General features: G+C 61.7%; 12 protein-coding genes. 6 read left to right on the top strand and 6 right to left on the bottom strand.

What is annotated here, in order from left to right:
• Nucleotides 1-29 precede the first annotated feature (29 nt).
• The gene (locus tag BXA07_RS01525; protein ID WP_076564997.1) at nt 30-563 is read right to left on the bottom strand and encodes an A24 family peptidase; all 534 of its coding nucleotides are present in this window, start codon (nt 561-563) and stop codon (nt 30-32) included.
• Between the two features lie 52 nt (nt 564-615).
• Nucleotides 616-798 (bottom strand): Flp family type IVb pilin, encoded by a 183-nt coding sequence (locus BXA07_RS01520; RefSeq protein WP_076564995.1) that lies wholly within the window; start codon nt 796-798, stop codon nt 616-618.
• A 480-nt stretch (nt 799-1,278) separates the two neighbouring features.
• Here BXA07_RS01520 and BXA07_RS01515 point away from each other — a divergent pair, with 480 nt between their 5' ends.
• Nucleotides 1,279-2,325 carry a GGDEF domain-containing protein gene (locus tag BXA07_RS01515; protein ID WP_076564994.1) on the top strand — a complete coding sequence of 349 codons (1,047 nt, stop codon included), beginning with the start codon at nt 1,279-1,281 and terminating at the stop codon, nt 2,323-2,325.
• A 130-nt stretch (nt 2,326-2,455) separates the two neighbouring features.
• On the opposite strand, the gene BXA07_RS01510 is transcribed toward BXA07_RS01515, so the two are convergent.
• Nucleotides 2,456-3,682, bottom strand: coding sequence for an HD-GYP domain-containing protein (locus BXA07_RS01510; protein ID WP_076564992.1), 1,227 nt, complete (start codon nt 3,680-3,682; stop codon nt 2,456-2,458).
• Nucleotides 3,683-3,819: 137 nt separating this feature from the next.
• Here BXA07_RS01510 and BXA07_RS01505 point away from each other — a divergent pair, with 137 nt between their 5' ends.
• From BXA07_RS01505 to BXA07_RS01495, 3 genes are all read left to right on the top strand, one after another.
• Complete coding sequence (locus BXA07_RS01505) at nt 3,820-4,749, top strand: LysR substrate-binding domain-containing protein (protein ID WP_076564990.1); 930 nt, start codon at nt 3,820-3,822, stop codon at nt 4,747-4,749.
• A 73-nt stretch (nt 4,750-4,822) separates the two neighbouring features.
• Nucleotides 4,823-5,965 carry a hypothetical protein gene (locus BXA07_RS01500; RefSeq protein ID WP_076564989.1) on the top strand — a complete coding sequence of 381 codons (1,143 nt, stop codon included), beginning with the start codon at nt 4,823-4,825 and terminating at the stop codon, nt 5,963-5,965.
• 241 nt (nt 5,966-6,206) lie between these two features.
• The gene (locus tag BXA07_RS01495) at nt 6,207-9,803 is read left to right on the top strand and encodes an indolepyruvate ferredoxin oxidoreductase family protein (protein ID WP_076564987.1); all 3,597 of its coding nucleotides are present in this window, start codon (nt 6,207-6,209) and stop codon (nt 9,801-9,803) included.
• 54 nt (nt 9,804-9,857) lie between these two features.
• Here the strand turns inward: BXA07_RS01495 and BXA07_RS01490 are convergent, their stop codons facing one another.
• On the bottom strand, nt 9,858-10,871 hold the full coding sequence (locus tag BXA07_RS01490; RefSeq protein WP_076564986.1) for a substrate-binding domain-containing protein: 1,014 nt from the start codon (nt 10,869-10,871) through the stop codon (nt 9,858-9,860).
• A 433-nt stretch (nt 10,872-11,304) separates the two neighbouring features.
• Between BXA07_RS01490 and BXA07_RS01485 the strand changes: the two genes are divergently transcribed.
• Nucleotides 11,305-11,637: a hypothetical protein gene (locus tag BXA07_RS01485; RefSeq protein ID WP_076565640.1), complete on the top strand. Its 333-nt coding sequence runs from the start codon at nt 11,305-11,307 to the stop codon at nt 11,635-11,637.
• A gap of 1 nt (nt 11,638) precedes the next feature.
• Here BXA07_RS01485 and BXA07_RS01480 read toward each other — a convergent pair whose 3' ends face one another.
• On the bottom strand, nt 11,639-12,682 hold the full coding sequence (locus BXA07_RS01480; RefSeq protein WP_076565638.1) for an MBL fold metallo-hydrolase: 1,044 nt from the start codon (nt 12,680-12,682) through the stop codon (nt 11,639-11,641).
• A 151-nt stretch (nt 12,683-12,833) separates the two neighbouring features.
• Between BXA07_RS01480 and BXA07_RS01475 the strand changes: the two genes are divergently transcribed.
• Entirely contained in the window at nt 12,834-13,457 is a 624-nt protein-coding gene (locus BXA07_RS01475; protein ID WP_076564984.1) for a TetR/AcrR family transcriptional regulator, read from the top strand.
• On the opposite strand, the gene BXA07_RS01470 is transcribed toward BXA07_RS01475, so the two are convergent.
• Nucleotides 13,430-14,539, bottom strand: a complete 1,110-nt coding sequence (locus BXA07_RS01470) for a WD40/YVTN/BNR-like repeat-containing protein (protein WP_076564983.1) — start codon at nt 14,537-14,539, stop codon at nt 13,430-13,432. The two genes, BXA07_RS01475 and BXA07_RS01470, sit on opposite strands and share 28 nt — an antisense overlap.
• Nucleotides 14,540-14,541: the final 2 nt, after the last annotated feature.

The raw sequence follows: 14,541 nt of genomic DNA, 5'->3' as shown, positions 1-14,541 counted from the left end.
GCCCATTGATCAAGAGCAATGAATGCAACTCAGAAATACTGACGTCCCTGCACGGCCAGGCAACCGAGGGCGATGGCCAGGCCGTAGGGCATGTTGCCCACGCTGGCATGGCTGTCGAGCTGCGTGGGTACCAGCGGGATGCCGGCCGTGCGCGCGATCATCGGCCACAGCAGCTGCCGCAGGTTGCGCAGGCAGGCGCGCCATTTTCCCTGATACGTAATCATCAGCAAGGCCATCACGCCGCCCAATAGAAAGGTGGCAAAACAGATCTGCAGCACGGGCCAGGGGCCGGCGAAAGCGCCCGCCATGGCGATCAGCTTGACGTCGCCGGCAGCCATGCCGCGCAGCACGTACAGCGGCAAAAACAGGAAAAAGCCCGTGGCCATGCCGCCCAGCCACAGCGGCGCCAGTTGTTGCGGCCACAGCCACAAATGCAGTGCCAGCGCGGTGAGGATGCCGGACAACACCAAGGCATTCGGAATCTTGCGGCGGATCAAATCACTGACGGCAGCGGCGGTCACAAAAAACAACAACAGCAGGTCGCACAAGGCAGTTGCAGGCATGGCACACCTCCCGAAAAAACCCGCCACCGGCCGGCCGATGGCGGGCACCCGCTTAGGGCGTCAACACCAGGTTCGACGAAATGTCGGTGAGGACGGCCAGCAAGTTGGTCTTGATCAGCAAGAAACCGGCAGTGATGGCAGTTGCCATCAATGCCGCGATCAGGCCGTATTCGATTGCCGTAATGCCATCCTCATCCTTGATAAACTGCTGTGCTGCCGACAGGAAGGTATGCATGACAAGCTCCCAAAAAGTGAATCACAAGTCCCTGGCGCAATCGGGTGTGAAACATTGCCCTTTCCTGCTAATATGTTTCCTGCCGTAAATTTCTGCGCCATTGCATTGACTATAAAGCGTCCACGTTTCGACAAATTGACGCGCCACAAGTTTCCATATAGAAATTATCAAAGCTTGTGAAAATGAGGGCGGATGCACGCAAATGTTGCATAGAGGATTGAAAGCCTGCGTCAGGGCACTTTTTGCAACGGGCTGCATCAATATCATGTATTTACATGAAATATTGCATACGTTAATTGCCTATTAGGCAAAAAGACATTATCCTGCTTAGCTCTTCTTTGGAAAGGCCTCTCGCCCGGCGGTACAGAGCGTCATGCCACCAAATAAATCTTGGCTTCTTGTAGACGGACGCGAACATGCTCTTGCTTGATGCAATGCTGGTATGACGACACTTGTGTGACTACTTTCCAGAGAACGACAATGGATTCCCTACTGAAACACATGGTGGACATGACAGGGCACCGCGATCACACGATGCTCGACATCTCCGTGATCTCGGCCGTCCAGGAACTCGCTTCCGCGTCGCAGACCCGTGTGCTGGCGCTGACCACAGTGCGTGGCCAGGCCTTCGTGCGGTCGCGGGCCATCATCGTGGCGGGCAGCGTAGCCCGCATGGAAGAGCATAACGACCCTACCCTGCCCGGCGAACCGCTGTCCGACTACCCGGCGCTGGCCGCCTGCATCCATCGCCATGAAGCGAGCGCCGATACCCTGTGCGCCGACGGCCGCCACCTGCTGTGGCTGCCCATCTGGATCGGCGACCAGGTCACCACCTGCCTGGAAATCACCAACCCCACGCCGTACACGGGCGCCACCATCCAGGTGATCGGCGGCATCGTCAGCGTGTACCGCAATTTCCAGAACCTGCTTGACTACAGCGAACGCGATTCGCTGACAGGCTTGTTGAATCGCAAGACCTTCGACGACCAGCTGGCGAAAATCCTGCAAAGCCGCGGCGAGCCGGAAGCGGCGAGGCCGCGTCCCGTCGAGGAAGAGCGGCGCCACCATACGGATACGGAACGGCAATGGCTGGCCGTGATCGACGTCGATCATTTCAAACTGGTCAACGACAAGTTCGGCCACCTGTACGGCGATGAAGTGCTGATCCTGATCGCCAACCAGCTGCAATCGTCGTTCCGCTCGCAAGACCGCATCTTCCGCTTCGGCGGCGAGGAATTCGTCGTGCTGCTGCGCTCGATCACCTTGGAAAATGCGCAGAAAATCATCGACCGCTTCCGCACCAACGTCGAGGCGCACGACTTCCCGCAAGTGGGCAAGGTCACCGTCAGCGTGGGCTTCGTCAGTATCAACGCCTACGAGGCGCCCGTCATCATCCTCGGCCGCGCCGACCAGGCCTTGTATTACGCGAAAAGCCATGGCCGCAACCTGGCTTGCCACTATGACGAGCTGGTCGCGAAAGGTTTGTTAACGACTATCGCCTCGAACGATACGGCGGAATTCTTCTGATCACCCGAAGATGTGCACCTGCGCGTCCATGGCGGCGTTGCGGCTGCTTGCCGTACTGGTCGTACTGTCTTCGCGCCAGCGCCCTGCCCTGAACGTTTTTCAGGCGCTCTTTTTCAAAGGCGCACACCGTTCATGCATCCGCCAGCGATAAAAAGCGCATGGGATCGACCTGCCACTTGGCAGCCGACTCGTGGCCGACGATCTTGTCGGCGCCGCCGAAGCCGAAGCCGCGCGACAGGTCGACCGTCTCGGGCTTGATGTAGGTCTTGCTCTTGGTACTGAAGAAAACGTTGACCTTCGGCGCCAGCAGATTGCTTTCGTGCGCCTCGACGACGACGGCCAGGCGGCCCGATTCCAGCATCACCATGGTGCCTACCGGATAGATCCCCACGCAGCGCATGAAATCCTGCGCGAACACGGGGTTGAAATGGAATTTGCTCCACTCATAGATCTTGCGCAGGGCTTCGGCGGCCGCGATGCCCTTGTGGTAGCTGCGGTCCGACGTCAGCGCGTCATACACGTCGACAATGGCCGCCATCTGCGCCAGTTCGCTGATGGCGTCGCCGGCCAGCTGGTCCGGGTAGCCGCTGCCGTCGCGCCGCTCGTGGTGGTGCAGGGCGATGTCGAGGGGAATGGCGCCCAGCTCGGGCGAGCGGCACAGGATATCGTAGCCGTCGCGCGGATGGCGCTTGATCAGCGCGAATTCTTCCGGCGTCAAAGGACCAGCTTTGTTCAGCACGCTGTCGGGCACCAGCGCCTTGCCCGTGTCGTGCAGCAAGCCGCCCAGGCCCGCCTGGTGCGTGGCCGTGGCGTCGAGTCCGCGCGAGCGGCAAAACGCCACCAGCAGCGCGCACACGCTGACGGAATGCAGGAAGGTATAGTCATCCTTGGTCTTGATGCGCAACAAGCCGACGAGGGCGCCCGGATTGCGCAGGATCGATTCGGTAATATCCTGCACCGTGTGCTGCACGCGGTCGAGCTCGACGGCCTTGCCCAGGCGCACATCGGCCATTACCGTGCGCACCAGACTGGCGGCCTGCCGCCGCACCTGCGTGGCGCGCGCCAGCTCCATGCCCAGCGACACGCGCGTGACCACCTGCGGCGCCGTGGCGATCTGCACCAGCTCGCGTTCCGTTTCCGCCTTGGCCTGCGCCACGGTGGGCGCATCCTGCACGTCGAGACCCTTGCCGCTGTCGATCACCACGTCGTGGATGCCGGCCTGGATGATCTTGCGGATCTCTTCGTCGCTGCGCAACAGGAAGCGGTTGCGCACGAAGGGATGCGTCATCCAGTCGCAGCTGAGGTCATGGATATACATGCCCACTTTTAATTGAGACGAATCAACTTTCTTGAGCATGCTGTCATCCCACAAATACGCGTCTGGAGCACCGAAGGGGCTAGAATGAGTATAACAAAATTGTTATTCTGCGGGCCGCGTTCGGCGCCGCGGCGCAACATGCTGTTTTTCCGATCACCGCACCGATTCTGGGACCCATGGAACTGCGCCAATTACGCTACTTTGTTGCCATCGTCGACCACGGCTCGCTGTCGCGCGCGGCCCTGATCCTGCACGTGGCGCAGCCGGCCCTGACGCAGCAGCTGCGCCAGCTGGAAGAGGAACTGGGCGTGCAGCTGCTGCACCGCTCGGCCCAGGGCGTGCTCAGCACGGACGCGGGCAAGGTGTTCTACGAACATGCGCAAGCCATCCTCAAGCAGGTGGCCGACGCCCGCTCGGCCGTCACGCAAAGCGCCACGCGGCCGTCCGGCAATGTCACCTTGGGCTTGCCACACAGCATCTCCGGCGCCCTGGCCCTGCCCCTGCTGCTGGCCGCGCGCGAACGCTACCCCGAAATCACGCTGCAGCTGACGGAAGAAATCACGGGCAACCTGAACGAACAGCTCAAATCGGGCCGCATCAACCTGGCCGTGCTGTTCGACGATGGCCAGCTCACGCCCTTTGCCTGCAGCCCGCTGGTGGAAGAAGAGATGCGTTTCATTTGCCGCAGCGATTCGCCGTTCGCGCCCGACGGCCGCGCCCTGTCGCTGAAACAGGCGCTGGCCGCCACCCTGATCCTGCCGGGCCTGCAGCATGGCGTGCGCCCGCGCATCGACAGCCGCGCCCGCGAACTGGGTCTGGAAGCGGCGAACGTGATCGAGATCAACTCGATTGCCATCCTGAAATCGGCCATCCTGGCCGGCATGGGCGCCACCATCCTGCCCGCCGCGCCCCTGCTGGCCGAACTCGACAGCGGCGCCATGCGCAGCTATGCCATCCACAGCCCCGTGCTGTCGCGCACGGTGGCCCTGTGCGCGTCAAAAAACATCCCGCTGACGAATGCGGGCAACGCCGTGAAAAACCTCGTGCTGCAAGTGGCCGCCGAACTGTGCGGCAGCGGGCGCTGGGTAGGGGCGAAGGTGCTGTAGCAGCCTTATTTTTCCAACAATAATTTCCCAAAAGAAATAAAATGATGGTCTTATTCATTTCACCATCATCACCATGTCCTTGTTTTCCACCTCCTTGCGCTGCCTGGCGGCAAGCGCCGCCCTGCTGCTACTGATGCAGGGCGCCCAAGCCGCCCGCCCTCAATCCGCATTTCCCTTGCGCGAGGTGCTGCTCAGCGATGTTGCGCAGCCCATCGAAAGAAAAGAAATCCAGGTGGTGGTATTTATTGCGCCGGAAAGTTGCACGCCCAAGACCCATGAAAGTACCTGGGGTACCATCGTCTCGTCGGACAACACCTCCCTGTTCAAGAGCTGGGCTTGCCGTGCCTATGTCGACGCTGCCAAGGATCCGAAAGAAGAATTCGCCTTCGTCCCCATGCCGCCCGTGTTCAAGCAGCCATCCATCCTCGACACCGTGCAGGGACTGCCTGCCAGCACGACGGGACGGCGCTACGTGGCTCTGGTGGACTGGAAATATGCCGATACCACGCTAGGAAAATGCAATAGCTTTGGCTGCTACTCCAGCCTCGTCATGCTCATTGAAACGGTGGTATACGACCGGGTTGCAGCCAAAACGATCTGGCATTCCATCGAAACGACACGCGCCGCGATGAAGGGACTCAGCTACGATGTCAAAGAGGCAAATCGTATAGGGCCACTGCACGTTGCCATTACGCTGAACGCGATCATTGAGCGCAAAACCGTGCAACAAGCCGAGGAACAAGGCATGCGCCGCACGACCGCCCTGGAGCCGTCGAATGTGCCAGGACAGGCGGGCACGGCACTCAACAAAAAAGCCAATCTGATCTTCTTTAACCGCATGCCGCAAGAAACAGTGGATAGCGAGAAATTCGACAGTGGCAGGAAATTCTATGATATCCAGGCCAGCCATCTGCAGGGCCGCGCGAAAAAAACCTCTTACTATAATGACTCCAGGACCCATGTGGCGCTGGAACTGCCGCCGGGCACGTACGAAATCGCCTTCTACAAAGACCGCAAGACCTTCGATATCAAGGAAAACGGGCCTCCCGTCTATCTGAGCTTTGATAACGGTATCTTCAGCACCATCAGTATCAATGAACTCAGTCCGCAAAAAGCCCTGGAGCTGACGCAAGACTCGCTCAATGCCCTGCTGCCCGAGTTGACGCCCGTCGCCTATCCCTTGCGCGCGCGCAAGCTGCAATGGACACAGCCCTGAGCGTGCACGGCAGACACGGCCTGTCTTGGGCGCAAGGCAGGCCATCATTTTTTCTTATACCCCCATCGTCAAAGCGTATTTGCCCCTTCCCCGAGGTCGTTCTACACTGACCACATTAATTATTTTAGATTTAAAATAGTTATGTGCCGCCCACACGCGGCCATCCCGTCTGCACAGCGCGCGCCTTACCGGGCGCGCCCCTGGTGCAGCCGATATCTGAAACACCCTTTTGGAGACAGCCATGTCCGTGACCACGGAAAACGGCTCCGCAGCGTTCGCTAGAAACGCCGGTGCCGCGCCATCTACGCCCCCCGACACATCCCGCTTGACCACCGTCAGCCTCGACGACAAATACACGGCCACATCCGGCGCCATCTTCCTGTCCGGCATCCAGGCCCTCGTGCGCCTGCCCATGATGCAGCGCCTGCGCGACCAGGCTGCCGGCCTGAACACGGCCGGCTTCATTTCCGGCTACCGCGGCTCGCCCCTGGGCGGCCTCGATGAAAACCTGTGGAAAGCCAAGAAACAGCTGGAAGCGCACCACGTGCAGTTCGTGCCCGGCGTCAACGAAGACTTGGCGGCCACGGCCGTCTGGGGTTCGCAGCAGGTCGACCTGATCGGCCCGGCCAAGTACGACGGCGTGTTCGCCATGTGGTACGGCAAGGGTCCGGGCGTGGACCGCTGCGGCGATGTCTTCAAGCACATGAACCATGCGGGAACGTCAAAACTGGGCGGCGTGCTGCTGGTGGCCGGCGACGACCATGGCGCGTACTCCTCGACCCTGCCGCACCAGTCCGACCATTTGTTCTCCGCCTCGATGATCCCAGTCTTGTATCCATGCAATGTGCAGGAATACCTGGACCTGGGCATCCATGGCTGGGCCATGTCGCGCTTTTCCGGCTGCACGGTGGCCTTCAAGGCCCTGGCCGACACGGTCGAATCGTCTGCCTCCATCGACGCCGACCCGTTCCGCGTGGAAGTCAAGATTCCGCAGGACTTCGTCATGCCCGAAGGCGGCCTGAACGCGCGCCTGTCGAGCATCCCGCTGGGCCAGCAGGCGCGCAACCAGGAAGCGCTGATGCAGGACTACAAGATCTATGCGGCGCTGGCCTACGCACGCGAAAACAAGCTCAACCACACCACCATCAACAGCCCGAACGCCAAGCTGGGCATCATCGCCTCCGGCAAATCGTATCTGGATGTGCTCGAAGCACTGGAAGAGCTGGGCATCGACGAGCAGATGGCGGCCGACGTGGGCATGCGCCTGTTCAAGGTGGCCATGCCGTGGCCGCTGGAACCGGACAGCGTGCGTGAGTTTGCGCAAGGTCTCGATGAAATTCTCGTAGTAGAAGAGAAACGTCAGATCGTCGAATACCAGTTGAAAGAACAACTCTACAACTGGCGCGACGACGTGCGCCCGCGCGTCATCGGCAAGTTCGACGAAAAAGGCGAATGGGTGGCGCCGCGCGGCGAATGGCTGCTCACCTCGAAGGCGGATTTTTCCGTCTCGCAAGTGGCGCGTGTCATCGCCAGCCGCATCGCGCGCCTCATTTCCGACCCCGTCACCTGCGACCTGATCAAGGCGAGACTCAGCTTCCTCGACGCCAAGGATGCGGTATTAAAGAAAGCCGTGAACACGCCGTTCCGCCCCGCGTTTTACTGCTCCGGCTGCCCGCACAATACGTCGACCAAGGTGCCCGACGGCAGCCTGGCGCTGGCCGGCATCGGCTGCCACGTGATGGCCACGTCGATCTATCCGGAAATGAACAAGCTGACCACGCACATGGGCGGGGAAGGCGCGCCGTGGATAGGCCAGGCCGCGTTTTCCGAACTGCCGCACGTGTTCCAGAACCTCGGCGACGGCACCTACTTTCATTCCGGATACCTGGCCATCCGCGCCGCGCAGGCGGCCAAGGTGAACATCACCTACAAGATTCTCTATAACGACGCCGTCGCCATGACGGGCGGCCAGCCCGTGGACGGCTTGATTACCGTACCGATGATGGCGCAGCAGGTGGCGGCCGAAGGCATCGCCCGCATCGCGCTGGTGACGGAAGATTTATCGCGCTACAGCGACCGCAGCAACCTGCCCGCCCACGTGACCTTGCATGACCGCAAGGACATGGATGCCGTGCAGCGCGAATTGCGCGACGTGCCAGGTGTGTCCGTGCTGATCTACGACCAGACCTGCGCCGCCGAGAAACGCCGGCGCAGGAAAAAAGGCGAGTATCCGGACTTGGCCAAACGCATGGTCATCAACGACGCCGTCTGCGAAGGCTGCGGCGACTGCGGCGTGCAGTCGAACTGCGTGTCGATCCTGCCGAAAGAGACGGAATTTGGCCGCAAGCGCACCATCGACCAATCCTCGTGCAACAAGGATTACTCGTGCGCCAAAGGTTTCTGCCCCAGCTTCGTCACCGTCGAAGGCGGCAGCCTGAAAAAAACCAAGACGGGAGCGGGCAAGCCGGGCGAGACGGACGACTTCGGCCCCCTGCCGGAACCCCAACTGCCCGCCTGCGAGGCACCGTACAACATCCTGATCAACGGCATCGGCGGCACGGGCGTCATCACCGTCGGCGCGCTGATGGGCATGGCGGCCCACTTGGAAGGCAAGGGCGCCTCCGTGCTGGACATGACGGGCATGTCGCAAAAGAACGGTTCCGTCACCTCGCACGTAAAAATCGCCAAGTCTCCGGCGCACATCCGCGCGCAGCGCATCGCCACGGGCGAAGCGGACCTGATCCTGGGCTGCGACATGCTGACGGCCGGCGCGCAGGATGCCGTGTCGAAAATGCGCCCGGGCCGCAGCCTGGCCGTCGTCAACCTGCACGAGCAACCGCCCGGCACGTTTGCGCAAAATGCTGACTGGCAATATCCGACGGCGGAAGTGCGCCAGCTGATCGAGGAATCCGTGGGCGGCGCCGACGCGGCCGACTTCATCGACGCGACGAAATTGGCCACCGCGCTGATGGGCGACTCGATTGCCGCCAACCTGTTCATGCTCGGCTACGCCTGGCAAAAAGGCCGCATCCCGCTGACGCAAGCGGCCCTGCTGCGCGCCATCGAACTCAATGGCGTGGGCATCGAATCGAACAAGAAAAGTTTCCTGTGGGGCCGCCGCGCCGCCGTCGACGTGCGCAAGGTGACCCAAATCGCCACGCCGTCGCAAGCGATCATCGTGCAAATGCCGCAAAGCCTCGACAGCGTCATCAAGAAGCGCGTGGAATTCCTCACCGCATATCAAAACGCCGCGTATGCGGATGGTTACTTGACCCTGGTCAAACAGGTGCGCGACCGCGAGAACACCCTGGGACTGGGCCAGAAGCTGTCGACGGCTGTCGCCAAGAGCTATTTCAAGTTGCTCGCCTACAAGGACGAATATGAAGTGGCGCGCTTGTACACGAATGGCCGTTTCGTGGAGCAGTTGCAACAGCAGTTCGAAGGCAACTTCTCCGTGAAATTCAACCTGGCGCCGCCGCTGTTTGCCAAGAAAGATGCGAAGGGGCACCTGGTGAAAGCGGAGTTCGGTTCCTGGATGTGGCGCGCCTTCCAGCTGCTGGCCAAAGCCAAAGGCTTGCGCGGCGGCACCTTCGACGTCTTCGGTTATACGGCCGAGCGCAAGATGGAACGCGCGCTGATCGTCGAATACCGCGAACTGCTGGCCGGCCTGCTGGTCAACCTGACGGCGGACAACCTGGCCACCTGCGTGGAACTGGCAACCCTGCCCGAGAAAATCCGCGGCTTCGGCCACGTCAAGGAAGCGGCCGTCGATACTTACCGCAAGGACAAGGCGAGATTGCTGGGTGTGCTGGCTGATGGAACGAAGCATGCGGCCTAAGGTGACAAGCCGGTGTTAACATGAAAACGCAGAGCCTCGGCTCTGCGTTTTTTTTCATGCGTCCGCGCAGCGCCCCACCGTCGCCCCCGGCAACAGCACCGGTTGCCAGATTTCCTGCAGCCGTTCTGGCGGCGTGCCGGTCAGCAAGGATTGCAGCATTTCCACCATCTTGGCGCCGGCGCGGCGCAGGTCGGGCTGGTCGATGGTGGTGACGTTGATGCCGATCAAGGTGTCTTCCACATTACCCCAGACGACGACGGAAATGTCCTTGCCGATCTCGATACCTGCGTCCATCAGGGCGCGCACCACGCCCACGCCGGACAGGTGGTTATCGACGATGACGGCCGTCGGGCGCGGCGAGCAGGCCAGCAATTGCTGCATGGCCTGGTAGCCGCTGCGGCGATCAAAAGTATTGTCGAGCAGGTAGCGGGGATCGGCCTGCAAGCCAGCCTGTGCCAGGCAACGGATGAAACTTTCCTTGCGCTCGTAGGCGAAGTGCAGCTCCAGCGGCGCACTGAGCAGGGCGATGCGCTGGTGGCCATGGGCCAACAGGAAGGATACGGCCAGGTCGATGCCCGTGTCGTTGTCGTAGTCAAAATACGCGTAGGGCGCGTCGATGCGCGTGCGGCCGTTCGCCACAAACGGAAAATCCACCTTCGTCAGGTAGGCGATGCGCTCGTCGACCACCCTGGTGCGGCCCACCACGAGGCCGTCGACCTGGCGTCCGCGCACCATGGTTTCATACGAGGGCTGTTCGTTCTGCGGCGACACGGGGGCGATGATCAGGCTCATCTTCGACGCTTCCACGGCGTCGGACATGCCGTTCACGACGGACAGAAAGACGCTGTCGCCCAGGTCGCTGGGTAGCAGGGGATAGATCATGCCGAGCACGTTCGTGCGGCCGACGGCCAGGCTGCGCGCCAGCGGGTTGGGCCGGTAGCCCACCTTCTTGGCGGCCGCCAGGACGATTTCACGGGTGCGGGAATTGACTTCCGGATAGCCGTTCAACGCCCTGCTGACCGTCGTTTTCGACATGCCGAGGGCAATTGCGAGGCTCTTGAGATTCATGTGTTAACTACCTGTCTGTACGGCAAAAGAAACCAACTTTGACCGTCAATTATAGCCGAGAGCGCCAAACAGTCCCTGCAATACAGTACATCGACATGGTAAAAAAACAACAATGGATTGACTATTTAAAAAGCAATATTTTAAATGTAGTCAATTTGCCATCTGCACAGCGTGGCATGGCCCATGGCAGACGGGGCAGCGAGGTACACGAAAGTGGGTACCCACTATGACAATGGCCCCGGCACCGCCATCTTGCTATTGCTGCAATGCCAGGCGCGCACAATAAAATTATCAAGAAAACATAATTTACTGGAACTGTGCGAGAATTTATCCTATTCTTGATTCAGGTAAAGATTACTTGCGGACATGTCGCGCCTCCCGCTGGAGGTTTCCTCTTCTGCACATGGCTGGGCATACTTCAAAGGTGAACAATGTGGTCTCGCTAACTTCCGTCAACAATGTGCAGGCATCGCTGGCCACGGCGCAGCGCAGGGTCGAGCAAGGCCAGAACCAGGTGCAGCGCGACAGCGAACAGCTGGCGCAAAGCCGCCAGTTGCTGAGCCGTGAAAAGGAACAGCTGAGCCAAGCCCAGCGCAGCAGCCAGCAAGCCGAGGCCAGTGCCCAGCCCGCCATCAAGGCGCCGCAGCTGGACCAGGCGATCAAGGTGGCCGTGCCGCAGCAAGCCATCGCGGCTGCGTCGAAGAGCGCGCCCCAGCTGAACGGCTATGGCCAGACGCTGGGCCGCCTGATCGACGTGACGGCGTAAATTACCGCAGCATCTCTTCTTCCAGCATCGCCAGCCACCACTTCTCGCCCTGCTTCGGCTGCCGTAAATCCACCGCCTCGCCCATCTGCGGCGTGGCCAGGTTCACGCCCTGCCTGGCCGCCAGTCCCGTGATGCGGTCGAACGGCTCGTGCCAGGCGTGCAGACCCAGGTCAAAGGTGCCGTTATGCACGGGCATGAGCCACTTGCCGCGCAAGTCCAGGTGCGCTTGCAGGGTTTCCTCCGGCTGCATGTGCACGTCGGGCCACTGCTTGTCGTAGGCACCCGTCTCGATCATGGTCACGTCGAACGGACCGTACTTGTCGCCGATCTGCTTGAAACCGTCGAAATAGCCGGAGTCACCGCTGAAAAACACGCGCACCCCGGGCGCGTCGATGACCCACGATGCCCACAGGGTTTGATTACCGTCAAACAAGCCCCGCCCCGAGAAATGCTGCGACGGCGTGGCGACGAGTTTCACGCCGGCAATTGTCGTGCCCTGCCACCAGTCGAACTGCCGCACCTTGGCGGCCGGCACGCCCCATTCGACCAGGGTATCGCCCACGCCCAGCGGCGCGACGAAGTGTTCGGTCTTGGCGGCCAGCTGCAGCACGGCGGCATGGTCGAGGTGGTCGTAATGGTCGTGCGACAGGATGACGGCCTTGATCGGCGGCAAATCGTCGATGCCGATGGGCGGCTGATGGAAACGCTTCGGTCCGGCCCACTGCACGGGCGAGGCGCGCTCGGAAAACACGGGGTCGGTGAGAAAGAATTCGCCATTGAGTTTCAGCAGCAGCGTTGAATGACCGAGGCGAAACAGGCTGTTGTCGGCGGCAGCCAGCAGCTGCGCCCGGGTCAGGGCTTGCACGGGCACGGCCGCCGCAGGTACGGTGCTGTCGGGCTTATCAAAGAAGAAAGTCCACATCAGCTTGAGCGTGGCCGCCGTGCCCAGCTTGTGCATCTGCACGGGATTGCGGAACTTGCCGTCGAGGCGTTGCGGTGATTCGGTCGGCGCGACAGGCGCGGCGCGCAAGGTGCATGAACTCATGATGATCAGGACTCCCAAGAATAAGATGCGGTGCATATGCAGCCCGGTCAATGAAACACAAGGATTAAATTACACTACACAGTGTAGTTCCTATTTCTGGCAAAGTAAACCAGGAGGTGTAAAATATTGTTTTCAAAGGAGATTTTCAGCCATGGCCGCACCGCAACGCCTCACCGACCGCAAGCGCGTCGCCATCGTCGATGCCGCCATCGCCGAGTTCCGCGAGCACGGTTTCGATGCGACCAGCATGGACAAGATCGCCGCCACGGCCGCCGTTTCCAAGCGCACCGTGTACAACCATTTCCCCAGCAAGGACGAGCTGTTCGCGGAAATCCTGCAGCGCATGTGGGAAAGCAGCGTGGCCCAGCCCGCCGTGCCCTATGTGGCCGACCAGCCCCTGCGCCCGCAGGTACTGGCCCTGGTCGAGCAGAAGATGGTCTTGCTGTGCGACCCGGCCTTCATCGACCTGGCGCGCGTGATCTTTGGCGAAACCATCCACTCGCCCGAACGCGCGCAAGCGATGGTGGCGCGCCTGAATGAAAAGGAAACGGGCCTGAATATCTGGATCCGCGCGGCGCAGCAGGACGGGCGCATCAAGGCGGGCGAGACGCTGGAAGTGGGGCACCTGCTGATGGCTCCACTGAAGACCTTTGCCTTCTGGCCGCAGATCACCCTCGGTGAGCCTCTGCTGGGCCCGGCACGCCGGCGCGAAGTGACGGAACTGGCCGTCGATATCTTCCTGTGCTACTACGGCGTGGCAAAACAGACGGCATAGACGGGCGGCAAGTGGGCCGAGATCGTCTGCCAATGCTCGCCCTCGTCACCGGAATACCAGGCGCCGCCCGTCGTCGACGCCATCACTAAACTGCGCCCGTCGTCGGCCAGCGCCAGCCCGTGGCGATAGATGAGGTCGTAGCAATGCTGCTGCGGCAATCCCGCGCGCAACACCTCGAAGGTTTTCCCGCCATCGCGCGTGCGCGTCACGGCCAGCGCGCCATCTTGCGGAATGCGCAGCACGTCCGCCTGCGCGGGCACGAACCAGGCCGTGTCGCCATCGCGCGGATGCACGGCCACGGCAAAGCCGAAATGCGACAGCGGCGCCGTCGTCACTTCCTGCCAGTGCCAGCCCCCGTCCCGCGAGCGCCAGATGCCGTTATGGTGCTGGCACCACAGCGCGTCCGGCGTGCCGGCGCTGCGCACGATGCGGTGCGGGTCTTGCACGGCTTCGTTTTCATCGAGTTCGGGCGGCATGTAGTCGGCCCGCATGCCCGTCGCGCTCAAGGCCCAGCTGGCGCCGCCGTCCAGCGTTTGCCACACGCCGCCGCAGGACACGCCCACCAGCACGGCATTGCTGTCGCGCGGATCGACGCAGATGCTGTGGATGCCGGGCACGTCGTAGCCGCCGCCAAACCACTGCGCCCGCTGCGGCACGTTCCACAACGCTTCGACCAGCTGCCAGCTGTCGCCGCGGTCGCCAGAGCGGAACAGGCCGCCAGGCAGGGTGCCCGCCCACAGCACGCCGGGCTGGTCCGCGCCGCCGGCCGCCAGCGACCAGATCTGCCGCACCGTCCAGTCGACGGTATCGCTGCTGTCCTCGGGCTTGGCGGGATAGGCGGGCACGGCGATTTCCTGCCACGCGCCGGCGCCCGCGTCGAGGCGGTGCAGCTTGGCGCCGAAGTGGCCCAGGTTCAGGGCTGCGTACACGGTGCCGTCGCGGCCATCGTGCAGCAGCATGGAGACGGGGTCGCCGGCAAATTGCACCAGCGCCAGCTGCCAGGCGCCGGCCGCATCGACATCGAACCGGAACAGCCCCTTGCGGGTGCCGAGATACGCGCGTTGCGCCCTGCCTGGTCCCATGA

The sequence above is a fragment of the Janthinobacterium sp. TND4EL3 genome (genome assembly GCF_900156175.1).
Taxonomy (GTDB): Bacteria; Pseudomonadota; Gammaproteobacteria; order Burkholderiales; family Burkholderiaceae_D; genus Janthinobacterium.
Note: the sequence above shows the minus strand (reverse complement) of the source record. Positions and strands in the feature narration are given on the sequence as shown.

Bases quoted from the DNA above. Each gene is read 5' to 3' on its own strand.
- BXA07_RS01525 (WP_076564997.1), bottom strand. From the start codon at position 563: ATGCCTGCAACTGCCTTGTGCGACCTGCTGTTGTTGTTTTTTGTGACC.
- BXA07_RS01520 (WP_076564995.1), bottom strand. From the start codon at position 798: ATGCATACCTTCCTGTCGGCAGCACAGCAGTTTATCAAGGATGAGGAT.
- BXA07_RS01515 (WP_076564994.1), top strand. From the start codon at position 1,279: ATGGATTCCCTACTGAAACACATGGTGGACATGACAGGGCACCGCGAT.
- BXA07_RS01510 (WP_076564992.1), bottom strand. From the start codon at position 3,682: ATGCTCAAGAAAGTTGATTCGTCTCAATTAAAAGTGGGCATGTATATC.
- BXA07_RS01505 (WP_076564990.1), top strand. From the start codon at position 3,820: ATGGAACTGCGCCAATTACGCTACTTTGTTGCCATCGTCGACCACGGC.
- BXA07_RS01500 (WP_076564989.1), top strand. From the start codon at position 4,823: ATGTCCTTGTTTTCCACCTCCTTGCGCTGCCTGGCGGCAAGCGCCGCC.
- BXA07_RS01495 (WP_076564987.1), top strand. From the start codon at position 6,207: ATGTCCGTGACCACGGAAAACGGCTCCGCAGCGTTCGCTAGAAACGCC.
- BXA07_RS01490 (WP_076564986.1), bottom strand. From the start codon at position 10,871: ATGAATCTCAAGAGCCTCGCAATTGCCCTCGGCATGTCGAAAACGACG.
- BXA07_RS01480 (WP_076565638.1), bottom strand. From the start codon at position 12,682: ATGAGTTCATGCACCTTGCGCGCCGCGCCTGTCGCGCCGACCGAATCA.
- BXA07_RS01475 (WP_076564984.1), top strand. From the start codon at position 12,834: ATGGCCGCACCGCAACGCCTCACCGACCGCAAGCGCGTCGCCATCGTC.
- BXA07_RS01470 (WP_076564983.1), bottom strand. From the start codon at position 14,539: ATGGGACCAGGCAGGGCGCAACGCGCGTATCTCGGCACCCGCAAGGGG.